Here is a 22,990-nt window from a genome sequence, read left to right as displayed (position 1 = left end):
CTTACTTGGGCTCCTATGAGTTGACTAAACTTCGGGACTTCTTGACGGGTATTTCGGGCGCCTTCAGGCGCTCGTTGATGATGGCGCAGTATTCAGGATTCAATTCAAAGCCGACAAAATTGCGGCCGCAGCGCTGGGCCGCCACCGCCGTCGTACCGCTGCCCATGAACAGGTCCAGCACCACGCCGTCCGGCGGGCACGAGGCCTTGACCATGCGCTCGATAATCTCCAGCGGCTTTTGCGTGGGATGGTCGGCGCGCTCCGGATGCTCGCGGTGCAGGCGCGACACGCTCCACACATCTTTCGGGTTGTAGCCCACTTCCAGCCACTTGGCGCCGACGAAAATGGAGCGCGTGCGGGCCTTCTTGGTCTCGGCGTCATAAGGGATGCGCACCGCGTCCAGGTCGAAGTAGTAATCCTTGCGGCGCACGAAGAAACCGATGGTGTCGTGCACCGACGAGAAGCTGCGCACGCTGCCGCCCATCGACGGCACGCGGCGGTCCCAGATAATTTCGTTCATCATCGTCATGCGCTTTTTCAGCATGACGAAAATCTCCGGCGAAAAACGCCAGGTGAGGAAAATGTACAAGCTGCCGTTGGGCTTCAGCTTGGGCAGGGCGGCGTCGATCCACTGCTCGGTCCAGCGCAGGTAGTCGTCTACCGTTTGCTGGTCCGAGCCATTGCCGTAGTCCTTGCCGAGGTTGTACGGCGGATCGGTCAGAATCAGGTCGATGGAACCATCCGGGATGCGCGCCAGACCGGCCAGCGCATCCTCACAGAAGACCTGATTCAGCCACTCGCTCATTTGAGGCGCAACTCCGCGCTGCGGGCGTGCGCCTGCAGGCCTTCGCCATAAGCCAGTTCCGCAGCGACCTTGCCCAGCGTTTGCGCGCCGGCTTCACTGACGTGAATGATGGACGAGCGTTTCTGGAAATCGTACACACCCAGCGGCGACGAGAAGCGCGCGGTGCGCGAGGTCGGCAGCACGTGGTTCGGACCGCAGCAGTAGTCGCCCAGCGACTCGGACGAGAAGCGGCCGAGGAACATGGCGCCGGCATGGCGGATCTTGTCGGCCCACTGCTGCGGTTCGACGGCGGAGATTTCCAGGTGTTCGGCGGCGATGCTGTTGGCGATGGCGCAGGCTTCGTCCATATCGCGTACTTTGATCAGCGCGCCGCGGTCGCCCAGCGAGGTCTTGATGACTTCCTGGCGCGACATGGTCGGCAGCAGTTTGGCGATGCTGGCTTCCACCTTGGCGATGTAATCGGCGTCAGGGCACAGCAGGATGGCTTGCGCCAGCTCGTCGTGCTCCGCTTGCGAGAACAGGTCCATGGCGACCCAGTCAGGATCGGTGGTGCCATCGGCCACGATCAGGATTTCCGACGGGCCGGCGATCATGTCGATGCCGACGGTGCCGAACACGCGGCGCTTGGCCGACGCCACGTAGGCGTTGCCCGGACCGACGATCTTGTCGACCGCTTGAATGGTTTCAGTACCGTAGGCCAGTGCGGCCACGGCTTGCGCGCCGCCGATGGTGATCACGCGGGTGACGCCGGCGATGGCGGCGGCGGCCAGCACCATCTGGTTCTTCACACCGTCCGGCGTTGGCACCACCATGATGATTTCTTCGACGCCGGCGACGTGCGCGGGAATCGCGTTCATCAGCACCGACGATGGATAGGCCGCCTTGCCGCCCGGGACGTAGATGCCCACGCGGTCCAGCGGCGTCACGCGCTGACCCAGCACCGTGCCATCAGGCTCGGTGTAGGTGAAGCCGTTCAGTTCCTGCTTCTGGCGCTCGTGGAACACGCGCACGCGCAGGGCGGCGACTTCCAGCGCCTTGCGCTGCGCTTCCGGAATCGCCGCCAGTGCGGCTTGCAGTTCTTCCTGCGAGACGTCCAGCGCCGCCATGCTGGTGGCGCCGCCGTTCGGAAGACGGTCAAACTTGTTGGTGTATTCGAGGACGGCGGCATCGCCGCGCGCTTTCACGTCGGCCAGGATTTTGCCGACAGCGGATTCGATGGCGTCATCGGTGCTGGCTTCAAAAGCCAGCAGGGTGTCCAGACGCTGTTTGAAATCGGCCTGGCTGGAATCGAGCTTGGTAATCATTTTTTGGATGCGCGTTCAAATGCTTCGATAATCGGTTGCAGGCGCTCGCGTTTCATCTTCAGCGCGGCTTGATTCACGATCAGGCGCGACGAAATATCCATGATGGCCTCAACCTCTTTCAGGTCATTGGCGCGCAGCGTGCCGCCGGTGCTGACCACGTCGACGATGGCGTCCGACAGGCCGACCAGCGGCGCCAGCTCCATCGAGCCATACAGCTTGATCAGGTCGACGTGCACGCCCTTCTTGGCGAAGTGCGCGCGCGCGGTCTCGACGAACTTGGTGGCCACGCGCAGGCGCGCGCCCTGGCGCACGGCGGTCTCGTAATCGAAGCCGTTGCGCACCGCGACCGACATGCGGCACTCCGCGATATGCAGGTCGATAGGCTGATACAGGCCTTCGCCGCCGTGCTCCAGCAGCACGTCCTTGCCGGCCACGCCGAAGTCCGCCGCGCCATGCTGCACATAGGTCGGCACGTCGGTGGCGCGCACGATCAGCACGCGCACGTTGGGATCGTTGGTTGGCAGGATCAGCTTGCGCGAGGTTTCCGGATTCTCGGTGACGGTGATGCCGGCTGCTTCCAGCAGCGGCAGGGTGTCCTCGAAAATGCGGCCCTTCGACAGCGCAAGAATCAGCTGCTGGTCGGCTTGGAATGCACTCATAAATATTTCCTAAGTTAGCTCCGTCATCCCGGCGCAGGCCGGGATCCATAGAACGCATGCGTTAACACAGCTCACATGTTCTATGGGTTCCCGCTTTCGCGGGAACGACGCTACTTGATTCGCTTGATGTTGGCGCCTACGGCGGAGAGTTTGACTTCCATCTGATCATAGCCGCGGTCCAGGTGATAGATGCGGTCGATCAGCGTTTCACCGCGCGCAGCCAGGCCGGCGATCACCAGCGAAGCGGATGCACGCAGGTCGGTCGCCATCACAGGCGCGCCGACCAGCTGTTCAACGCCTTTGATAAAGGCGGTGTTGCCATCGGTTTCAATTTGCGCGCCCAGACGGTTCATCTCCTGGACGTGCATGAAGCGGTTTTCAAAAATGGTTTCCGTCACGCGGCTGGCGCCTTCGGCGATGGTGTTCACCGCCATGAATTGCGCCTGCATGTCGGTCGGGAAGCCAGGATATTCGGTGGTGCGGAACGTGACGGCGGTCGGTCGCTTGTCCATCTGCGCGCGGATCCAGTTGTCGCCAACGGTCAGCTGCACGCCGATCTCGCGCAGCTTGTCCAGCGCCGCATCCATGATATCGACGCGGGTGTTACGGATCGTGATGTCGCCGCCGGTGGCCGCCACCGCGCACAGGAAGGTGGCCGCTTCGATGCGGTCCGAGATCACGGCGTGTTTTGCGCCATGCAGTTCGCTCACGCCCTGAATCACCAGACGGTTGGTGCCGATGCCTTCGATCTTCGCGCCCATGGCCACCAGCAGGTTGGCCAGATCGGTCACTTCCGGTTCGCAGGCGGCGTTTTCCAGCACGGTCTCGCCTTCGGCCAGCGTCGCGGCCATCAGCAGGTTCTCGGTGCCGGTCACGGTGATCATGTCGGTGACGATGCGCGCGCCTTTCAGCTTGGCGCACTTGGCATAGATGTAACCGCCTTCGACGGTGATGTCGGCGCCCAGCGCCTGCAGGCCCTTGATGTGCTGATCCACCGGACGCGAACCGATGGCGCAGCCACCCGGCAGCGACACCTTGGCCTGGCCGAAGCGCGCCAGCAATGGACCCAGCACCAGAATCGACGCGCGCATGGTTTTCACCAAGTCGTACGGCGCTTCCAGCTTGGTGATGGCGCTGCCGTTCAGGGTGACCTTGTCGCCGTCCTGCGTGACTTTCAGGCCGGTTTCGCCCAGCAGTTTCAGGATGGTCGAGACGTCGTGCAGGTGCGGCACGTTGGACAGCTCGACATCGCCGGACGTCAGCAGGCCGGCGCACAGGATAGGCAGCGCCGCGTTCTTGGCGCCGGAGATGGTGATGTCGCCGTTCAGGCGGTTGCCGCCTTGGATCAGAAGCTTGTCCATGCTTATCCTTGGTATTCGTCAGGGGTGAGGGTTTTCATCGACAGCGCGTGGATTTCTTCACGCATGCGGTCGCCCAGCGCGGCGTACACCAGCTGGTGGCGCTGGATCAGGCGCTTGCCCGCGAACGCGGGCGACACGATCACGGCCTGGAAGTGCTGGCCGTCGCCTTCCACTTCGAGGTGGGTGCATTCGAGACCGGCCTTGATGTAGCCGTGGATGAGTTCTGGAGTAGTAGGCATGATGAATCCTTGAATTAGTGACGCAGACGATATCCGCTGCGCAGCAAACGAATCGCCAGGAACGCCAGCACCACCAGGAAGGCCGCGACAATGGCCACGCTCACCAGCGGATTGACGTCGGACTGGCCGAAGAAACCGTAACGGAAGCCGTCAATCATGTAGAAGAACGGATTCAAATGCGATACCGCCTGCCACACCGGCGGCAGCGAATGGATCGAGTAGAACACGCCGGCCAGGAAGGTCAGCGGCACGATCAGGAAGTTCTGGAAGGCGGCCAGTTGGTCGAACTTCTCGGCCCAGATGCCGGCGATCAGGCCCATGGTGCCGAGGATGGCGGCGCCCAGCAGCGCGAACACGATGATCCACAGCGGCGCCGCGAACGACAGGTGGGCGAACCACGCCGTCACCAGGAACACGCCCATGCCCACCACCACGCCGCGCACCATGGCGGCGATCACGTAGGCCGAGAAAATCTCCCAGTGCGACAAGGGCGTCAACAGCACGAACACCAGGTTGCCGGTGATCTTGGACTGGATCAGCGAGGACGACGAGTTGGCGAAGGCGTTCTGCAGAACGCTCATCATCACCAGGCCCGGAATCAGGAAGGAGGTGTAGTTGACGCCATCGTAGACGTTGACGCGGCCTTCCAGCACGTGGCCGAAGATCAGCAGGTACAGCATGGCGGTCAGGATCGGCGCGGCGATGGTTTGCGTCGCCACTTTCCAGAAGCGCAGGGTCTCCTTGTAGACCAGGGTGCGGAAGCCGGCGGAGAGGAAGTTCATACGGTACCCTTTTCCATGATCTGGATGAAGATATCCTCCAGATCCGCTTGTTGCAGTTGCATCTCGTCGATGATGGCGCCCGATTCGCGCAGGCGTTTCAGGATCTGTTCGACTTCAGCGTATTCATTGATGCGCAGGCTGTACTTCTTGCCGTGCTCCGAGGTTTCCGGGTGCGTGATCAGCGAACGCAGATCGTCCGGCAGATCGCCGTGCGTCATGTTGACGATCAGCTGCGAGCCGGAGATGCGGCGGATCAGCGACGCCATCGAATCCAGCGCCACCACCTTGCCCAGTTTGAGCATGGCCACGCGCTTGCACATGGCCTGCGCTTCCTCCAGGTAGTGGGTGGTCAGCACCACGGTGTGGCCTTCGCGGTTGAGGCGCGAGATGAACTTCCACAGCGTCTGGCGCAGTTCGACGTCGACGCCGGCGGTCGGCTCGTCGAGCACGATCACGGGCGGCTTGTGCACCAGCGCCTGCGCCACCAGCACGCGGCGCTTCATGCCGCCGGACAGGGCGCGCATGTTGACGTCGGCCTTGTTGGTCAGGTCGAGGTTGTGCATCACCTCGTCGATCCAGGCGTCGTTGTTTTTCAGCCCAAAGTAACCGGATTGCAGGCGCAGGGTTTCGCGCACGGTGAAGAAGGGGTCGAACACCAGCTCCTGCGGCACCACCCCCAGCTTCTTGCGGGCGGCGCGGAAATCGCTGACCACGTCGTGGCCGTGGATCTTGACCGAGCCGTTGTCCGGGCGGTTCAGGCCGGCGATGATGGAAATCAGGGTGGTTTTGCCGGCGCCGTTGGGGCCGAGCAGGCCGAAAAATTCGCCTTCTTCAATGTTCAGTGAGACGCCGCCCAGCGCCTGGAGCGACTTGTAGCGCTTCTCGACATTGCTAATTTGGATCGCTGTCATTCTTGACTTATCTATAAGGTTGCGACGGCCGGGCCGGCGCGGGGGAAGATGTTGCGGGGCGCCACGGCTCTTCGGCTGCGGCAACGTTCAATTATATTGGAATTTTGATCCGGCTGAGCCGGACCGGGGATTTACTGCAGGCGGCGGGGTGGGGCGGAGGTCAATGGTGATGGTGGGAGGCGTCGCCTTCCACCTGGGTCTTCTTGCTGAAGACCGATTCCGGCGCTTTCACCGGGGAGAATTCATCGTGCGCCGGGTTGCGCGCGAGGGCGCCGTCCTGCTCCAGCTTGACGTCGGTCGGGAACAGCAGCGAGCACACACCATACAGCTTGGTCAGGCTTTGCAGCGCCGGCGGCAGGTTTTTCAGTTGCAGGTTGATGCCGGCCGCCTGCGCGGCGCGCTGCCACGCCAGCATGACCGACACCGCCACCGAATCCACCGTCAACACATGGCGCAGGTCGAACACGGTCTGGCCGGCGCGCAGGGCGGCCAGGCCGCGCTCCAGCGCCGCCGTGGCGTTGAGCACGGTCAGGGACGTGAGCGACTGCAGGTTGTCGATGGGTTCGGTAACGGCGTTCATGATGTTGTTACTTCGGTGCGTTGGTTTTCAGCGGCTTGCTGGCGAGCTTCTTGTTCTTCTCGGTCAGCGCCTTGATCAGGCCGTCCATGCCGCCTTTCGAGATTTCCGAGGCGAAAGTGCCCTTGTAGGTCTCGACCAGCCACGCGCCCAGCACGTTGATGTCGTAGATCTTCCAGCCTTGCGGGCCCTTGGCGACGCGGTAGTTCAGCGGGATCGGTTCGCCGCGCGGCATGTTGACCTGCGAGCGCACTTCCACCTCGGTGTCGGCCGGATCGGCGCGCAGCGGCTTGAAGTCGATGGTCTGGTCCTTGACCTGCGACAGCGCGCCCGAATAGGTGAACACCAGCAGCGAGCGGAACTGTTCGGTCAGGGCTTTCTGCTGTTCCGGGGTGGCGTCGCGCCAGAAGCGGCCGGCCGCCAGCGAGGTCATGCGCTGGAAGTCCACGTACGGCAGGATCTTGGTTTCCACCAGCTCCATGACTTTCTTGGTGTCGCCGGCCTGGATCGCCTTGTCGGCCTTGGCCGTTTCGATCACGTCCTGGCTGATGCGTTTCACCAGCGCGTCCGGCGCCTCGTTGGCGGGGGCGGCGGCGTGCGCGTTGAAGGCGAGTGCAACAGTTGCTAAAGCGATAAATTGTTTAATGAATTTCATCTTTTCCATGCCTTATGAGTGGTTCTCGGGGTCACTGGCTGTCAGGTTTTGCAGCCGGTGTGCCGGAGTTTAACTCTTTTGGTGCCGATTCGGATGACACGGGAGCGGAAGTTTCTTCGCTATCATCTTTTTTACGCTTGCTCGACGGACCGTCGCCGTCCGGGTGGATCTGGCTCTCGCGGCGCTGCAGATAGCCGTCGCGCAGGAACTCGTAGCGGTCCAGGGCGGCGTCCTCCAGCAGGGTGGAGGCGTCCAGCAGGCTGGCGCGGGTGTCGATCACGCGCAGCGCGGTGCCGATGTTGCGCACATTGGTCGGATCCTTGTAGCGCCAGATGTCGCCCGAGATGTCGACCGGCAGGGCCACGGTGTCACGCACGGTGGACGGGCCCAGCAGCGGCAGCACCAGGTAGGGACCGGAATCCACGCCCCACACGCCCAGGGTCTGGCCGAAGTCTTCCTTGTGCTTGGGCAGGCCGGCTTCCGAGGCGATGTCGAACAGGCCGACGATGCCCAGGGTCGAGTTCAGCGCGAAGCGCGCGACGTCCGACATGCCGTCCTGGCCCTTGCCCTGCAGCAGGTTGTTGACCGCGCTCCAGGCGTCGCTCAGGTTGCCGAAGAAGTTGCTGACGCCGGTCTGCACGAAGCTCGGGGTCACGTTCTTGTACACGGTGGCGGCCGGTTTCAGGGCGTAGGTGTCGACCGTGTCGTTGAAGCTGAACATGGCGCGGTTGTAGCTCTCGTACGGGTCGCGCGGGTTGGGGCCGGCGCAGCCGGCCAGCATGATGGTGACGCCCAGCGCCAGCGCGGCCTGGCGGAATTTCGTGGTGCGGATCATTTATCGTCCTTTCCTTCTGCGGCCTTGCTGTAGATGAATTGATTGATCAGGTCTTCCAGCACGGCAGCCGATTGGGTGCGGGCGATCTTGTCGCCGGCCGCCAGATTGTTGGTGTCGCCGCCGGCTTCGATGCCGACGTATTGTTCGCCCAGCAGGCCGGCGGTCAGGATCTTGGCCGAGCTGTCCTTAGGAAATTTATAACCTTCCTCCATGTTCAAGGTTACCAGCGCCTGGTAGCTCTTGTCATCAAACTTGATCTCCCCCACACGGCCGACCACCACGCCGGAGGCCTTGACCGCCGCTTGCGGGCGCAGGCTGCCGATGTTGTCGAACTTGGCGGTGACGGCGTAGGTTTTGCCGAACGACAGCGAGCTCATGTTGCCGGCCTTGAGCGCCAGGAACATCAGCGCGGCCACGCCGACCACGATGAACAAACCGACCCAGACATCCAGAGATTTGCGTTGCATATTCTTTTTCCTCAGTTTCTTAATCTTATTTGCTGAACATCAGCGCCGTCATCATGAAGTCCAGCCACCAGATCATCAGCGATGAGATCACGACGGTACGGGTGGTGGCGCGCGCCACGTCTTCCGGGGTCGGCTGCGCCTCGTAGCCCTGATACAGGGCGATGAAGGTGATGGCGATGCCGAACACCACGCTCTTGGCGAAGCCGTTGAAGATGTCCTTGTAGATATCGACGCCGGCCTGCATCTGCGACCAGAACGCGCCATCGTCCACACCGATCAGCTGCACGCCGACCAGCCAGCCGCCCAGCACGCCCACGGCGCTGAACACCGAGGCCAGCAGCGGCACCGAGATCGCGCCGGCCCAGAAACGAGGCGCCAGCACGCGCTGGATCGGGTTGACGGCCATCATTTCCATGGCGGACAGCTGCTCGCCGGCCTTCATCAGGCCGATTTCGGCGGTGAGCGAGGTGCCGGCGCGGCCGGCGAACAGCAGGGCGGTGATGACCGGGCCCAGCTCGCGCGTCAGGCCCAGCGCCACCAGCAGGCCCAGCGACTGCTCGGCGCCGTATTTATTCAGCGTGTAATAGCCCTGCAGGCCCAGCACCATGCCGACGAACAGGCCGGACAGGGTGATGATCAGCATCGAGTAATTGCCGATGAAATGCAGCTGCTCGACCACCAGGCGCGGGCGCTTGAGCAGGCCCGGCGACAGGCCCAGCATGGCGCCGAAGGTGCGCGCGCCAAAGCCGATGCTCTCAATGTAGTCGCGCAGGGGCGCGCCCAGCCGGGACAACCAGTTCTTCACACTCATACTTGCACTCCCAGGCCCAGATCGTCGGCCAGGGACTTGCCTGGATAGTGGAACGGCACCGGGCCGTCCGCCTCCGCGTTGACGAACTGCTTCACATACGGGTCGGTGGACACCATCATCTCGTCCGGCGTGCCGCTCGCGACGATCTTGCCCTGCGACAGGAAATAAACATAGTCGGCGATGGCGAAGCTTTCCTTGACGTCGTGCGACACCAGCACCGTGGTCGAGCCCAGCGCCGTGTTCAGGTTGCGGATCAGGTTGGCGGTGACGCCCATCGAGATCGGGTCCAGGCCGGCGAACGGCTCGTCATACATAATCAATTCCGGGTCCAGCGCGATCGAGCGCGCCAGCGCCACGCGGCGCGCCATGCCGCCGGAGATTTCTCCGGGCTTCAGCTTGGCGGCGTTGCGCAGGCCCACCGCCTGCAGCTTCATCAGCACCAGGTTGCGGATCAGCTCTTCCGGCAGGTCGGTATGCTCGCGCAGCGGGAAGGCGACGTTTTCAAACACCGTCAGGTCGGTGAACAGGGCGCCATGCTGGAACAGCATGCCCATTTTGCGGCGCAACAGATACAGGCCGGCGGTATTCAGCTTGTGCACCACCTGACCCTGGACCTTGACGTGGCCTTTTTGCGGACGCAGCTGGCCGCCGATCAGGCGCAGCACGGTGGTCTTGCCGCTGCCGGAGCCACCCATGATCGCAATCACCTTCCCGCGCGGGAAGTCCATGTTCAAGCCCGTCAGGATCGCGCGCTTGCCATAGGTGAAGTGTAGATCACGGATTTCGACTAGATTAGCCACGACTGAACTCATTTTTTGGAATGCCGTATTGTAGTGCAGAAAGGTCAATCTCTGCTGGAGACCACCTCGTTTGCGCGAGATGAATGGCAGATAATACAACACTACTGAACCCAAAGTCAGTAATTTACACCAAGCACTAATTGTTACATTCATGCGGTGCAGCAGGCGATACCTTCAAAAAAAAACCGGATATGGTCGGGGATCGCCCGTCCATACCCGGCAGGGAGTCAGGCAAAGCCTGAGTGCCGTGTCGTTGAGCTTAACGCGGCAACTCGGAACTGCCCATCAGGAACTCGTCGACCGCGCGCGCGCACTGGCGGCCTTCGCGGATCGCCCACACCACCAGCGATTGGCCGCGGCGCATGTCGCCGGCGGCAAATACTTTAGGGGAGGAAGTCTTGTAGCAGCCTTCGCCGTCGGTCGTTGCCTTGGCATTGCCGCGTGCATCTTTGTCAACACCGAACGCGTCCAGGATGTTGGCCACCGGCGAGACGAAGCCCATGGCCAGGAACACCAGATCGGCCTTCATTTCGAATTCCGAGTTCGGCACTTCGGCCATCTTGCCGTCTTTCCATTCGACGCGGCAGGCGATCAGCTTTTCAACCTTGCCGCCCTTGCCTTCCAGGCGCTTGGTGGCCACTGCCCAGTCGCGCTCGCAGCCTTCCTCGTGCGAGGACGAGGTGCGCAGCTTGGTCGGCCAGTAAGGCCACACCAGCGGCTTGTTCTCTTGCTCCGGCGGCATCGGCATCAGCTCGAACTGGGTCACCGAGGCGGCGCCGTGGCGGTTGGAGGTGCCGACGCAGTCGGAACCGGTGTCGCCGCCGCCGATCACCACCACGTGCTTGCCGGTGGCCTTGATCTGGTCTTTCAGCTTGTCGCCGGCGTTGACCTTGTTCTGCTGCGGTAGGAAGTCCATGGCGAAGTGCACGCCCTTCAGCTCGCGGCCCGGCACCGGCAGGTCGCGCGGCTGCTCGGCGCCGCCGGCCAGCACCACGGCGTCGAATTCCTTCTGCAGGTCTTCAGGGAAGATGGTTTCCTTGGCCCAGTTGTTGACGTTGGCCGGGAAATCCTTGCCGATCAGCACCGAGGTGCGGAACACCACGCCTTCGGCTTCCATCTGCTTGACGCGGCGGTCGATGTGCGACTTTTCCATCTTGAAGTCGGGAATGCCGTAGCGCAGCAGGCCGCCGACGCGGTCGGCTTTTTCAAACACGGTCACGGCGTGGCCGGCGCGCGCCAGCTGCTGGGCCGCGGCCAGGCCGGCGGGGCCGGAACCGACCACGGCGACTTTCTTGCCGGTCTGTTTGGCCGCCGGTTGCGGCACCACCCAGCCGTGTTCCCAGCCCTCGTCGATGATCTTGTGTTCGATCGACTTGATGCCGACCGGCGCTTCGTGGATGCCCAGGGTGCAGGCGGCTTCGCATGGCGCAGGGCAGATGCGGCCGGTGAATTCGGGGAAGTTGTTGGTCGAGTGCAGGGTGTCCAGCGCCTCGCGGTAGTTGCCGCGATACACCAGGTCGTTCCAGTCCGGGATGATGTTGTTGACCGGGCAGCCGTTGTTGCAGAACGGGATGCCGCAATCCATGCAGCGCGCGCCCTGGATCTTGGCTTGCTCGTTGGTCAGTGGAATAACGAATTCCGCATAGTTTTTGACGCGCGTCGCTGGCGGCAGATAGCCTTCTTCCTGACGCTGGAATTCCATGAAGCCGGTGATTTTACCCACGATATTTTCCTTCTAAGTTGGTGCTGGCTCCGTCATTCCGGCGGAAGCCGGAATCCATGCTGACTCAGATCAGCCGTTCCATGGATCCCGGCCTGCGCCGGGATGACGTCGTGTCCGTGTTTTAAGCAGCGATCGGTTGAGCGGAAGCGGCTTCGTTCGCCACGTCTTCGGCCATCTCGGCCAGCGCGCGTTTGTATTCGCTTGGGAACACTTTCACGAACTTGGCGCGGCTCTCGGCCCAGTTATCGAGCAACAGGCGGGCACGGGTGCTGCCGGTGTGCTTGAAGTGGCGCTCGATCAAACGCTTCAGGATCACCTCGTCCGACTCGCGGCCGATATCCTTGTGCTGGACGTGCCAGGTTTCGCTCTGCGCTTCCTGTTCCTTGGTGGTCAGCACCGGCTCCAGCGACACCATGGCGGTGTTGCAGCGGGTTTCGAAATCACCATCCGGATCGTAGACGTAAGCGATACCGCCCGACATGCCCGCCGCGAAGTTACGGCCGGTGTTGCCCAGCACCACCACGGTGCCGCCGGTCATGTATTCGCAACCGTGGTCGCCGGTGCCCTCGACCACGGCGGTGGCGCCCGAGTTACGCACGGCGAAGCGCTCGCCGGCCACGCCGTTGAAGAAGGCTTCACCGGAAATCGCGCCGTACAGCACGGTGTTGCCGATGATGATGTTGTTCACCGCCCAGCCGCGGAACTCGGTGTTCGGACGCACGATGATGCGGCCGCCCGACAGGCCCTTGCCGACGTAGTCGTTGCCCTCGCCCACCAGGTCGATGGTGATGCCATGCGCCAGGAAGGCGCACGCCGATTGGCCGGCCGTGCCTTGCAGCTGGATGTGGATGGTGTCGTCCGGCAGGCCGGCGTGACCGTAACGCTTGGCCACTTCGCCCGACAGCATGGTGCCCACGGTGCGGTTCAGGTTCTTCACCGGCGAGATGAAGGACACGCGTTCGCCTTTTTCCAGCGCCGCCTTGGCCTGGGCGATCAGCTTGTGGTCCAGCGCCTTGTCGAGGCCGTGGTCCTGCTCCATCGTGTGGTAGATGGCGTCGCCGTTCGGCACTTCCGGCGAGTAGAAGATGTTGCTGAAGTCCAGGCCTTGCGCTTTCCAGTGCGAGATGGCTTTCGACTTGTCCAGCAGGTCGACGCGGCCGATCAGCTCGTCGTAGGTGCGGATGCCCAGTTGCGCCATCAGCTGACGCGCTTCCTCGGCAACGAAGAAGAAGTAGTTCACCACGTACTCAGGCTTGCCCGAGAACTTGGCGCGCAGCACCGGATCCTGGGTCGCGACGCCGACCGGGCAGGTGTTCAGGTGGCATTTACGCATCATGATGCAGCCCTCCACCACCAGCGGCGCGGTGGCGAAGCCGATCTCGTCGGCGCCCAGCATGGCGGCGATCACCACGTCGCGGCCGGTACGCATCTGGCCGTCGGCCTGGACGCGGATACGGCTGCGCAGGCCGTTCAGCACCAGCGTCTGCTGGGTTTCAGCCAGGCCCAGCTCCCACGGGGTGCCGGCGTGCTTGACCGAGGACAGCGGCGAGGCGCCGGTGCCGCCGTCATGGCCCGCGACCACCACGTGGTCGGCCTTGGCCTTGGTGACGCCGGCGGCCACGGTGCCGATACCCACCTCCGACACCAGCTTGACCGAGATCGAAGCGCGCGGATTGGCGTTCTTCAGATCGTGGATCAGCTGCGCCAGATCTTCAATCGAGTAAATATCGTGGTGCGGCGGCGGCGAAATCAGACCCACGCCCGGCACCGAGAAGCGCAGGGTGGCGATGTATTCCGACACCTTGTGGCCCGGCAACTGGCCGCCTTCGCCCGGTTTCGCGCCCTGGGCCATCTTGATCTGGATCTGGTCGGCCGAGTTCAGGTAGGCTGCGGTCACGCCGAAACGGCCCGACGCCACCTGCTTGATGCGCGAACGCAGCGAGTCGCCTTCCTGCAGCGGAATGTCGACCACCATCTGTTCCTTGCCCATGACCGAGGCCATGGTCTCGCCCTGCTTGATCTTGATGCCTTTCAGCTCCATGGTGTAGCGCGATGGATCCTCGCCGCCTTCACCGGTGTTGGACTTGCCGCCGATACGGTTCATGGCCACGGCCAGGGTCGCGTGGGCTTCGGTCGAGATCGAGCCCATCGACATGGCGCCGGTGGCGAAGCGCTTGACGATTTCCTTGGCCGGCTCGACTTCATCCAGCGGAATCGCCTTGCTCGGATCGATCTTGAATTCGAACAGGCCGCGCAGGGTCAGGTGGCGCTTGCTCTGGTCGTTGATGATCTGGGCGTACTCTTTATAGCTGCTGTAGTTGTTCGAACGGGTCGAGTGTTGCAGCTTGGCGATCGCGTCCGGGGTCCACAGGTGGTCTTCGCCACGGATACGGAAGGCGTACTCGCCGCCGGCGTCCAGGTGGTTGGCCAGCACAGGGTCGTTGCCGAAGGCCAGGTTGTGCAGGCGCAGCGCTTCTTCCGCCACTTCAAACACGCCGATGCCTTCCACGTTGGAGGCGGTGCCGCGGAAGTACTTGTCGACCAGCGACTTGTTCAGGCCGACGGCTTCAAAGATCTGCGCGCCGCAGTAGGACATATAGGTCGAAATGCCCATCTTGGACATCACCTTCATCAGGCCCTTGCCGATGGCCTTGGTGAAGTTGTAGATGGCTTTTTCAGCCGACATATCGCCCGGCATGCCTTGCGCCATCTCGGCCAGGGTCTCCATCGCCAGGTACGGGTGGATCGCTTCCGCGCCGTAGCCGGCCAGCAGGGCGAAGTGATGGGTCTCGCGGGCCGAGCCGGTTTCCACCACCAGGCCGGTGGAGGCGCGCAGGCCCTTGCTGACCAGGTGCTGGTGGATGGTCGAGGTGGCCAGCAGCGCAGGAATCGCCACGCGGTCCGGGCCGATCGAACGGTCCGACACGATCAGGATGTTGTGGCCCGATTTGACGGCGTCCACGGCTTCCGCGCACAGCGAGGCCAGGCAGGCTTCCACGCCTTCCTTGCCCCAGGCCAGCGGGTAGCAGATGCCCAGCTCGTACGACTTGAACTTGCCGCCGGTATGCTGGCTGATGTTGCGCAGACGCTCCATGTCGTCGAAGCCCAGCACCGGCTGCGCCACTTCGAGGCGCATCGGCGGGTTGACGTTGTTGGTGTCCAGCAGGTTCGGTTTCGGACCGATGAACGACACCAGCGACATCACCATCGCTTCGCGGATCGGGTCGATCGGCGGGTTGGTCACCTGGGCGAACAGCTGCTTGAAGTACGAGTACAGCGGTTTCAGCTTGTTGGACATGACGGCCAGCGGCGAGTCATTGCCCATCGAGCCGGTGGCTTCTTCACCGGCGGCGGCCATCGGCGCCATCAGGAATTTCAGGTCTTCCTGGGTGTAGCCGAAGGCTTGCTGGCGGTCCAGCAGCGACGGCACGGCTTTTTCGCCGGCGGCCGGCTTGTCCTTGGCGCGGTTGTGCGCCAGCTGGCTTTCGCTCAGCTTGATTTCGTTCAGCTTGATGCGCACCGCGTTGATCCATGCCTTGTACGGCTTGGCGTTGGCGTAGGTGTCCTTCAGTTCCTTGTCGTCGATGATGCGGCCGGCTTCCAGGTCTATCAGGAACATCTTGCCTGGCTGCAGACGCCATTTCTGGATGATCTTCGATTCAGGAATCGGCAGCACGCCGGATTCCGAGGCCATCACCACCAGGTCGTCATCGGTGACGATGTAGCGGGCAGGGCGCAGGCCGTTACGGTCCAGCGTGCCGCCGATGTAGCGGCCATCGGTGAAGGCCAGCGCGGCCGGGCCGTCCCATGGTTCCATCATGGCGGCGTGGTATTCGTAGAAGGCGCGGCGGTTGTCGTCCATGGTGCCGTGGTTTTCCCAGGCTTCCGGCACCATCATCATCATCGCCTGGGCGATCGGGTAGCCTGCCATCAGCAGCAGTTCCAGCGCGTTGTCGAAGCAGGCGGTGTCCGACTGGCCTTCGTAGATCAGAGGGAACAGCTTTTGCAGGTCTTCGCCCAGCACGGCCGATTTCATCACGCCTTCGCGGGCGCGCATCCAGTTGAAGTTGCCGCGCACGGTGTTGATCTCGCCGTTGTGCGCCAGCAGGCGGTATGGGTGGGCCAGCGGCCATTCCGGGAAGGTATTGGTCGAGAAGCGTTGGTGCACCAGCGCCAGCGCCGAGACGCAGCGCGCGTCTTGCAGGTCTTTATAGTAGACGCCGACCTGGTCGGCCAGCAGCAGGCCTTTGTAGACGACGGTACGGGCCGACATCGAGGCCACGAAGAATTCTTTGCCGTGGATCAGTTTCAGGGCCTGGATGGCGTGGCCGGACGATTTGCGGATCACGTACAGCTTGCGCTCCAGCGCGTCGGTGACCATGATGTCGGCGCCGCGGCCGATGAAGATCTGGCGGATCACCGGCTCTTTGGCGCGCACAGTGGGCGACATCGGCATGTCGAGGTCGACCGGCACGTTACGCCAGCCCAGCACGATCTGGCCTTCGGCGCGGGCGGCGCGCTCGATTTCCTGTTCGCAGGCGATGCGGGAGGCGTTTTCCTTCGGCAGGAACACCATGCCGACGCCGTATTCGCCTGGCGGCGGCAGTTCCACGCCTTGCTTGGCCATTTCGTCGCGGTAGTACTGGTCCGGGATCTGGATCAGGATACCGGCGCCATCGCCCATCAGCGGGTCGGCGCCGACAGCGCCCCGGTGATCGAGGTTCTTCAAGATCAGCAGACCCTGTTCCACAATCGAATGGCTCTTGTTGCCCTTGATATGGGCGACGAAACCGACGCCGCAGGCATCGTGTTCATTGGAAGGATCGTAAAGACCTTGGGCTTTCATGGCTAAACTCCGGACTAATTGGCTCGAAGGCTAAGATTAGTGCAACGCAGCGTAAACCTCAACAACAACAATTAGGGTCGGAGTCGAATTAAATTTTCCTCAGAAGCTTATTTTTTTAATTGGGGACAGAGTGAACGTCATTCCGGCGAAGGCCGGAATCCATAGAACATCAGCTCATATTCAGCATGGATTCCGGCCTGCGCCGGAATGACGGCCAGGGCGTATCAAGTTTCAGTGGCAGGCTTGATTTTGAATGGCCGGCCGCGTTTAGCCGGCAGCACCTGGCGCTTCACCTTGGCCTGCAGCGCGGTCTGGAACTGCTGCGAACCCAACGGCCAACCCTTGAGCAGCGATTTGCCGATGAATGCAATTTCCTCGTCGGTCAGCGGCGGCTGGGACAGCGCGCTGTAGGCCGCTTCGCGCTGGAATGGCGTGTTACCCAGCTCCCAGACCTTGGCATGGTCGGTCACCAGCCCATCCGGGCGGATGCCGGCATGGTGGCAGTAGCTGGACCACGGATAATCCTCCGCCCGCGCCACCATGCCGTTGCGCACGGGATTGAATTCGATGTATCGGCTGCACAACATGAAGTACGCGTCGGCATCGATCAGCGAGGTTTTGTAGCGTCCATTCCACAAAGTGCCACTGCGCGCGTATTTTTGGTTGAAATACGGTACGTAGTAGCGGCCTATCCACTGCATCATCTGTCCGAGACCGGTTTCGTCGGACGGCGTGACCAATAAATGCAGGTGGTTCGGCATCAACACGTAGCAATGGATCGCCACTTTGTAATTCTTGGCGGCCGAGCGCAGCCAGCCCAGGAAGGTTTGGTAGTCCTCGGCATCGAGGAAGACGTTCTGGTTGTTGGCGCCGGTCTGGATGACGTGATGCGGCTGGTGGGGAACGATTAAACGGGGCAGGCGAGCCATGGGATAACAAAAAAGGGCAGATCGGAAACCCGATTCTACCCTTGCCGCATGACTCTGTCCCCGATTATTTTCGCAAATCGGAAAATCGCGCCGACTCTGTCCCTGTTTATGAGAGATTGAAGCTGGCGGACAGGCTGTAGCCCTCGCCATAGGCGCTGCGCAGCGGCAGATCCTGGCCGAGGCCGGTGCGCGCCTTCTTGCGCAGGCGATAGACCAGCATGTCGACGCGGCGGCCGGCATCCGGATCATCGCCACCGATGCCGGCCACGATCACCTGGCGCGGCACGGGACGGGTGTTAATTGTCAGCAGATGCAGGAAGTTGCACTCTTTTTCAGTCAGGGTGATGGCCATGCCCTGCAACTCCAGCTGGCGCGCGCTGACCTTGAGCGTCCACTTGCTGGGCACCGGCACCGTTTCCTGCGGACCGACGCGCCGATCCAGCGCTTCAATGTGCGCCGCCAGTTCGGGAAATTTGATAGGCTTGGTCAAATAGTGGTCCGCGCCCAGGCGCAGGCCAAGAATGCGGTTGTCGAACGCCACCCGGCCGGTCAGCACCAGCAGGCCGATCTGTGGATACAGCTGGCGCATGCGCGGGATGACGTTGAAGCCGTCCTCGTCCGGTAGGCCGAGGTCCAGCACGACCACGCCGACGTTGCCTTGGCTGAGGGCGGACCACATGTCGCTGGCGTTATTGGTGATGTGCACTTCGTGTTCAAGTTCAGTCAGGAACTCCGCCATTTCTTCGGCGTAGTCCAGATTGTCTTCCACGATGAGTATTTGCGTCATTGATGCGCCATTCGTTCGATTGTTGAGCAATTGTGCCCAGACCTGGGACAATCAGCTTGCGTCCAAGGAATTATCACTGCTGGCATCGGCAGGCGCAAGACTTTTCCCCGCATTGGTTGCCACCGGCAACCAAATCCGAAATTCCGCGCCGCTTTGAGAAACATTCCGTGCACTCACCGTTCCGCCGTGCACATCCGCAATCGCGCGCGCCATGTACAGACCCAAGCCCGATCCCGCGACGCTGGACGCATTGCTGCCCCGATAAGCTTTGCCGAAAACCAAGGGCAATTCCGCTTCCAGGATGCCGGCGCCGTGGTCGCGCACCAGGAATTCGACGCCACCTTCCGTTGCAATTCTTCCCACTAATTCTATCGGAATATCATCGTTTGTATACTTTATTGCATTGTCGAGCAAGATTTCCAGGCACAAGCGCATGCCGGCGGGGTCGCAACGCATCCATTGCGGCAGGCCGGAAGTCTCCACCGTGACCTGCGGCCGGCGCAGCCGGGCCTGCTCGGCGGCGGCCTGCAACAGCGTGGCCGGGTTGATTTCGTTGGGCTGGCGCTCGCGGCCGATGCTGGCCATGCGCTCGGGCGACAGGTATTCATCCAGCATGGCCAGCATGCGGTCGACCGCGGTCTGGATCTTGCGGTAGCGCTTGCGTGTGCCTTCGTCATGGTGGGCGCCGGTCATTTCCAGCCGCTGCACGGCGCCGTCGATGGTGGACAACGGGGTGCGGAATTCGTGCGACAACATGGAGGCGAATTTCTTCTGCTGCTGCGCCAGCGCGCGCCGGGCGGTGAGGTCGCGCACCACGCCGACCACGCTGACAGGGACGCCGCCGGCGTCGAGGATCAGGGTCGATTCGATTTCCACCGGCACCGGGTGGCCGTCGCTGTGGGGCAGCTCGGTTTCACGCAGCAGGCGACGCCGGCTGAGGTCGCCCTCGGCGTAGCGCGCCAGGCGCGGCTGCAAGTCCTTGAGCAGGCCGGCCGCCAGCGCTTGGGCGCTATCCAGCGTATAGCCGAACTGGCGTTCGGCCGCCGGGCTGAGCCAGGTGAGCGTGAGGCTGGCGCAATCGGCCATCCAGCTGATCTCGCCGCTGTGGTCGAGCAGCAGCCGGTAGCGGGCCTCGTTTGCCTGCGACCGCGCCAGCGCCGCCTGCAGCTCCGCTATCGTCCGCGCCATCGCTTACTCCACCAGCGGGGCGAAGATTTGCTGCAGATCTTCCTGCGTCAGCGCCATCTTCTGCGATTCGCCCTCGGCCAGGATGGATTGCGCCAGGTCGGATTTCTTCTGCTGCAAGACCTGGATTTTCTCTTCCAGCGTGCCCTTGGCGATCAGCTTGTAGACAAACACCGGCTTGTCCTGGCCGATACGCCAAGCGCGGTCGGTGGCCTGGTTTTCCGCCGCCGGGTTCCACCACGGGTCGTAGTGGATCACGGTGTCGGCCGCCGTCAGGTTGAGGCCGACGCCGCCGGCTTTCAGCGAAATCAGGAAGATTGGCACCGCGCCTTGCTGGAAGGCGGCCACCTGGGCGCTGCGGTCCTTGGTGTCGCCGGTCAGCAGCGCGTACGGGATGTCGCGCGCTTCCAGTTCCTCCTCGATCAGCTCCAGCATGCTGGTGAACTGCGAGAACACCAGAATCTTGCGCTTCTCTTCCAGCAAGTCCTCGACCATCTGCATCAGGTCGGCCAGTTTGGCCGAGCCGGCCTGCTGCTGTTTCTTGGTGGTGGACTTGACCAGCCGCGGATCGCAGCACACCTGGCGCAGCTTGAGCAGCGCCTCCAGGATCACGATCTGGCTGCGCGCCACGCCCTTGCGGTCGATTTCCTCGCGCACTTTCTGGTCCATGGCCAGGCGCACGGTTTCGTACAGGTCGCGCTGGGCGCCGGTCAGCTCGACCTTGCGCACCATTTCGGTTTTTGGCGGCAACTCCTTGGCCACGCTGTCCTTGGTCCGGCGCAACAGGAAAGGCTTGATGCGGCGGTTCAGCAGCGCGCGCCGCAGCGGGTCGTCCTGGCGCTCGATCGGGTGACGGAACACGGTGTTGAAGCCCTTCTCGTCGCCCAGCAGGCCCGGCAGCAGGAAGTGGAATTGCGACCACAGCTCGCCCAGGTGGTTCTCCAGCGGCGTGCCGGACAGGCACAGGCGGTGACGCGCGCGCAGCAGGCCGGCGCTCTGGGCCGCCTTGGAGCGGGTATTCTTGATGTAGTGCGACTCGTCCAGGATGACCAGGTGGAAGTCGTGCTCGCGCAGTTTTTCCTCGTCGCGCGGCAACAGGGCGTAGGTGGTCAGCACCAGGTCGGCTTCGGCGATCTGATCGAATTGCGCCATGCGGTCCTTGCCTTGGAGCAGCAGCACCTTCAGGCCGGGCGCGAAGCGCGCCGCCTCTTCCTGCCAGTTGCCCATCAGGCTGGTCGGCGCGATGACCAGCGCCGGCGCGGTCAGGCGGCCCGCCTCCTTTTCCACCAGGATGTGGGCCAGCGTCTGCACGGTTTTACCCAGACCCATGTCGTCGGCCAGGATGCCGGCGAAGCCGTATTCGCGCAGGAATTGCATCCACGACAAACCGTCGGTCTGGTAGTCGCGCAGCGTGGCTTGCAGGCCGGCCGGGGTGGCCACGCGCTTGACCGCGCCGAACTGGTTCAGGCGGGCGCCCATTTCGCGCAGCTCGGCGCCGCCGGTCCACTCCATCTCCACGTTGCGGGCCAGCTCGTCGAGACGGGCGGCGTCCAGCGTGGCCATGCGCAGCGTGGTCTTGACCTTGTCGCTGAAATACAACTCGCCCAGCGTGTTCAGGATGGGGCGCACGCGGCCCCAGGGCAGGGCGACCCGGCTGCCATCCGGCAGCGTGGCCAGCATCTGGTCTTCCTCGCCGTGGTTGGCGATGGTTTTCGGATTGAAGTCGTTGGGGGCGTTGCGGATCAGTTGCACCAGCACCGGCAGCAGCGGCACGCGCTCCTGCTCGACCATGATGCCCAGTTCCAGGTTGAACCAGGCATGGCCGCCGTCGGCCTCGTCTTCCGTGACCTCGGCGTACCAGTCGCCGACTTCCTGCGTGTCGTAGCGGTACTTGACGGTCTTTTCAATCTTCCAGCCGGCTTCCTTCAGTGCACTGATGCCGTCGCGCGCGAAGCGTATCCACTCGGCCTGGCTGGGCAGCAGCAGGCCGCCCTTGACGCTGCTCAACGGCAGGGTGGTCGGGGCCACGAAGTGGCGCTCGGTCAAGACCGCCAGCGCGTCGTCCTCGGCGCCGCTGTCGCGCTGGATGATCTCGGTCACCTCGCCTTTTTGGCGCACCACGCGCTGCGACGGGTCGAAGGACACGCGCTCGCCGTCGTAGTCGAAGGACAACACGGCGAAGTCGTGCCAGCGCTGCAGCGAGCCGTCGGCCAGCATGGCGGCGTCCAGCGTCAGCACCGGGCGCGGCTTGACGTCGTCGCGGATGCGTTGCGGCAGCGGTTGCGGCAGCGGCATCAGGCCCTGCAGGCCATGCGCCAGCAGCAGCTGCGACACGCGCATCTTGTCGTTGTTGGTCAGCAACGGCGCCTGCGCCACCAGCGCCTGCAGGTCGGCCAGCGGAATCTGGGTGCCGCCCTGGTTCAGCTGCAACACGCCGCACGACAGGTTATCGATGTACCACGGCGGATCGGTCGGCAGCATATAGTCGACCTGGTCGGCGCCGACGTGCTTGGCGCCGGGCGGCGGCGCCACCTGCCAGCCCAGGCGCAGGCCCTTGCCCTCCTCGCGCCAGGCCAGGTTGGCCTCGCGCAGCACGCCGCCCTTGAGCGGATACACCAGGCCGTTGCCGACGTCGGCCCACGAGTTGGCCCACAGCAGCTTGTCCTGCTCGGCCAGCATGTTCAGCAGCGCCGCGCCGATCTTGCCGCGCGGCTCGGTGGCCGAGCCGGTCTGGGAATTCTGGCCGCTGCGCATGGCCACGAAGAAGCGGATCAGGTCCTCGTCGGCCGGGGTCATGAAGCTCGGCGGGGTCGACAGCAGCGAAAACACTTCGCTGACCGGGCTGGCCGCCGCCACGTCGCCGTTCGGGCGCAGGCGGGCCTTGTACAGGCACAGCGCCACGTGGCGGCCGCCGCTGGTCGGCGCCATCACGTAGATCAGTTTGTATTGGGTTTGCTTGGGGTCGTTATCGACCGGCGGCGGGGTGAGCTTGGCTTTCGGGTGTGCTGCCGCATCCACACGCTGCAGCCAGGTGGCGACAGCGTACGACAATTGATTCGCGGGCGGCGCAGGGCGCGTTGGGGCCGGTGCTGGGGCAGCAGGGGCGGCAGGGGCGTCGTCGCGGGTAAAATCCATAGGTCGCATTGTTGTTCAAGATGGTTCAAAAACGGCAACAGGCAATATTATCCGCCATTGAAGCGTTCGTGTTCATGTAATTCTTTATAAAAACTGCCCGGCAAAGTGGGAGCACCCACGTTCGTGGCCTTTTGGGCCGCCGATGTCGTATTATTCCGGCCTTGTCTGTCTAGGAATCA

19 protein-coding genes are annotated in these 22,990 nt (G+C 63.0%); all 19 read right to left on the bottom strand.

Annotation, left to right across the window (positions count from 1 at the left end):
- Positions 1-13 precede the first annotated feature (13 nt).
- Positions 14-805 (bottom strand): site-specific DNA-methyltransferase, encoded by a 792-nt coding sequence (locus FHW83_RS13900; RefSeq protein ID WP_176646935.1) that lies wholly within the window; start codon positions 803-805, stop codon positions 14-16.
- A complete protein-coding gene (gene hisD, locus FHW83_RS13895; protein ID WP_218106263.1) occupies positions 802-2,109 on the bottom strand; it encodes a histidinol dehydrogenase in 1,308 nt (435 codons plus the stop codon). The genes FHW83_RS13900 and hisD overlap by 4 nt, the downstream gene beginning before the upstream one ends.
- Positions 2,106-2,768, bottom strand: a complete 663-nt coding sequence (hisG, locus tag FHW83_RS13890) for an ATP phosphoribosyltransferase (protein WP_176646934.1) — start codon at positions 2,766-2,768, stop codon at positions 2,106-2,108. Before hisG ends, hisD begins: the two co-directional genes overlap by 4 nt.
- A 110-nt stretch (positions 2,769-2,878) precedes the next feature.
- Positions 2,879-4,129 (bottom strand): UDP-N-acetylglucosamine 1-carboxyvinyltransferase, encoded by a 1,251-nt coding sequence (murA, locus tag FHW83_RS13885; protein WP_176646933.1) that lies wholly within the window; start codon positions 4,127-4,129, stop codon positions 2,879-2,881.
- Between the two features lie 2 nt (positions 4,130-4,131).
- A complete protein-coding gene (locus tag FHW83_RS13880; RefSeq protein WP_176646932.1) occupies positions 4,132-4,368 on the bottom strand; it encodes a BolA family protein in 237 nt (78 codons plus the stop codon).
- A gap of 14 nt (positions 4,369-4,382) precedes the next feature.
- Complete coding sequence (locus tag FHW83_RS13875) at positions 4,383-5,150, bottom strand: ABC transporter permease (RefSeq protein ID WP_176646931.1); 768 nt, start codon at positions 5,148-5,150, stop codon at positions 4,383-4,385.
- On the bottom strand, positions 5,147-6,061 hold the full coding sequence (locus tag FHW83_RS13870; protein WP_176646930.1) for an ABC transporter ATP-binding protein: 915 nt from the start codon (positions 6,059-6,061) through the stop codon (positions 5,147-5,149). Before FHW83_RS13870 ends, FHW83_RS13875 begins: the two co-directional genes overlap by 4 nt.
- A gap of 160 nt (positions 6,062-6,221) precedes the next feature.
- The gene (locus tag FHW83_RS13865) at positions 6,222-6,641 is read right to left on the bottom strand and encodes an STAS domain-containing protein (protein WP_176646929.1); all 420 of its coding nucleotides are present in this window, start codon (positions 6,639-6,641) and stop codon (positions 6,222-6,224) included.
- 7 nt (positions 6,642-6,648) lie between these two features.
- Positions 6,649-7,293 carry a phospholipid-binding protein MlaC gene (locus FHW83_RS13860; RefSeq protein WP_176646928.1) on the bottom strand — a complete coding sequence of 215 codons (645 nt, stop codon included), beginning with the start codon at positions 7,291-7,293 and terminating at the stop codon, positions 6,649-6,651.
- Between the two features lie 31 nt (positions 7,294-7,324).
- On the bottom strand, positions 7,325-8,128 hold the full coding sequence (locus FHW83_RS13855; RefSeq protein WP_176646927.1) for a VacJ family lipoprotein: 804 nt from the start codon (positions 8,126-8,128) through the stop codon (positions 7,325-7,327).
- Positions 8,125-8,595 carry an outer membrane lipid asymmetry maintenance protein MlaD gene (mlaD, locus tag FHW83_RS13850; RefSeq protein WP_176646926.1) on the bottom strand — a complete coding sequence of 157 codons (471 nt, stop codon included), beginning with the start codon at positions 8,593-8,595 and terminating at the stop codon, positions 8,125-8,127. The genes FHW83_RS13855 and mlaD overlap by 4 nt, the downstream gene beginning before the upstream one ends.
- 25 nt (positions 8,596-8,620) lie before the next feature.
- Positions 8,621-9,406 (bottom strand): lipid asymmetry maintenance ABC transporter permease subunit MlaE, encoded by a 786-nt coding sequence (gene mlaE / locus FHW83_RS13845; RefSeq protein WP_176646925.1) that lies wholly within the window; start codon positions 9,404-9,406, stop codon positions 8,621-8,623.
- Entirely contained in the window at positions 9,403-10,218 is an 816-nt protein-coding gene (locus FHW83_RS13840; RefSeq protein ID WP_176646924.1) for an ABC transporter ATP-binding protein, read from the bottom strand. Before FHW83_RS13840 ends, mlaE begins: the two co-directional genes overlap by 4 nt.
- A 247-nt stretch (positions 10,219-10,465) precedes the next feature.
- Positions 10,466-11,929, bottom strand: coding sequence for a glutamate synthase subunit beta (locus FHW83_RS13835; protein WP_176646923.1), 1,464 nt, complete (start codon positions 11,927-11,929; stop codon positions 10,466-10,468).
- A 121-nt stretch (positions 11,930-12,050) separates the two neighbouring features.
- Complete coding sequence (locus FHW83_RS13830) at positions 12,051-16,775, bottom strand: glutamate synthase-related protein (protein WP_176646922.1); 4,725 nt, start codon at positions 16,773-16,775, stop codon at positions 12,051-12,053.
- 224 nt (positions 16,776-16,999) lie between these two features.
- Positions 17,000-17,704, bottom strand: coding sequence for a transposase (locus FHW83_RS13825; protein WP_176646921.1), 705 nt, complete (start codon positions 17,702-17,704; stop codon positions 17,000-17,002).
- A 106-nt stretch (positions 17,705-17,810) separates the two neighbouring features.
- On the bottom strand, positions 17,811-18,491 hold the full coding sequence (locus FHW83_RS13820) for a response regulator transcription factor (RefSeq protein ID WP_154375606.1): 681 nt from the start codon (positions 18,489-18,491) through the stop codon (positions 17,811-17,813).
- 51 nt (positions 18,492-18,542) lie between these two features.
- Positions 18,543-19,679 carry a PAS domain-containing sensor histidine kinase gene (locus tag FHW83_RS13815; RefSeq protein ID WP_176646920.1) on the bottom strand — a complete coding sequence of 379 codons (1,137 nt, stop codon included), beginning with the start codon at positions 19,677-19,679 and terminating at the stop codon, positions 18,543-18,545.
- 3 nt (positions 19,680-19,682) lie between these two features.
- Positions 19,683-22,811, bottom strand: a complete 3,129-nt coding sequence (locus tag FHW83_RS13810) for a DEAD/DEAH box helicase (RefSeq protein WP_176646919.1) — start codon at positions 22,809-22,811, stop codon at positions 19,683-19,685.
- Positions 22,812-22,990 lie beyond the last annotated feature (179 nt).

The organism is Duganella sp. SG902 (genome assembly GCF_013376005.1).
Classification (GTDB): Bacteria; Pseudomonadota; Gammaproteobacteria; order Burkholderiales; family Burkholderiaceae_D; genus Rugamonas.
Note: the sequence above shows the minus strand (reverse complement) of the source record. Positions and strands in the feature narration are given on the sequence as shown.

Bases quoted from the DNA above. Each gene is read 5' to 3' on its own strand.
- FHW83_RS13900 (WP_176646935.1), bottom strand. From the start codon at position 805: ATGAGCGAGTGGCTGAATCAGGTCTTCTGTGAGGATGCGCTGGCCGGT.
- hisD (WP_218106263.1), bottom strand. From the start codon at position 2,109: ATGATTACCAAGCTCGATTCCAGCCAGGCCGATTTCAAACAGCGTCTG.
- hisG (WP_176646934.1), bottom strand. From the start codon at position 2,768: ATGAGTGCATTCCAAGCCGACCAGCAGCTGATTCTTGCGCTGTCGAAG.
- murA (WP_176646933.1), bottom strand. From the start codon at position 4,129: ATGGACAAGCTTCTGATCCAAGGCGGCAACCGCCTGAACGGCGACATC.
- FHW83_RS13880 (WP_176646932.1), bottom strand. From the start codon at position 4,368: ATGCCTACTACTCCAGAACTCATCCACGGCTACATCAAGGCCGGTCTC.
- FHW83_RS13875 (WP_176646931.1), bottom strand. From the start codon at position 5,150: ATGAACTTCCTCTCCGCCGGCTTCCGCACCCTGGTCTACAAGGAGACC.
- FHW83_RS13870 (WP_176646930.1), bottom strand. From the start codon at position 6,061: ATGACAGCGATCCAAATTAGCAATGTCGAGAAGCGCTACAAGTCGCTC.
- FHW83_RS13865 (WP_176646929.1), bottom strand. From the start codon at position 6,641: ATGAACGCCGTTACCGAACCCATCGACAACCTGCAGTCGCTCACGTCC.
- FHW83_RS13860 (WP_176646928.1), bottom strand. From the start codon at position 7,293: ATGAAATTCATTAAACAATTTATCGCTTTAGCAACTGTTGCACTCGCC.
- FHW83_RS13855 (WP_176646927.1), bottom strand. From the start codon at position 8,128: ATGATCCGCACCACGAAATTCCGCCAGGCCGCGCTGGCGCTGGGCGTC.
- mlaD (WP_176646926.1), bottom strand. From the start codon at position 8,595: ATGCAACGCAAATCTCTGGATGTCTGGGTCGGTTTGTTCATCGTGGTC.
- mlaE (WP_176646925.1), bottom strand. From the start codon at position 9,406: ATGAGTGTGAAGAACTGGTTGTCCCGGCTGGGCGCGCCCCTGCGCGAC.
- FHW83_RS13840 (WP_176646924.1), bottom strand. From the start codon at position 10,218: ATGAGTTCAGTCGTGGCTAATCTAGTCGAAATCCGTGATCTACACTTC.
- FHW83_RS13830 (WP_176646922.1), bottom strand. From the start codon at position 16,775: ATGAAAGCCCAAGGTCTTTACGATCCTTCCAATGAACACGATGCCTGC.
- FHW83_RS13825 (WP_176646921.1), bottom strand. From the start codon at position 17,704: ATGGCTCGCCTGCCCCGTTTAATCGTTCCCCACCAGCCGCATCACGTC.
- FHW83_RS13820 (WP_154375606.1), bottom strand. From the start codon at position 18,491: ATGACGCAAATACTCATCGTGGAAGACAATCTGGACTACGCCGAAGAA.
- FHW83_RS13815 (WP_176646920.1), bottom strand. From the start codon at position 19,679: ATGGCGCGGACGATAGCGGAGCTGCAGGCGGCGCTGGCGCGGTCGCAG.
- FHW83_RS13810 (WP_176646919.1), bottom strand. From the start codon at position 22,811: ATGGATTTTACCCGCGACGACGCCCCTGCCGCCCCTGCTGCCCCAGCA.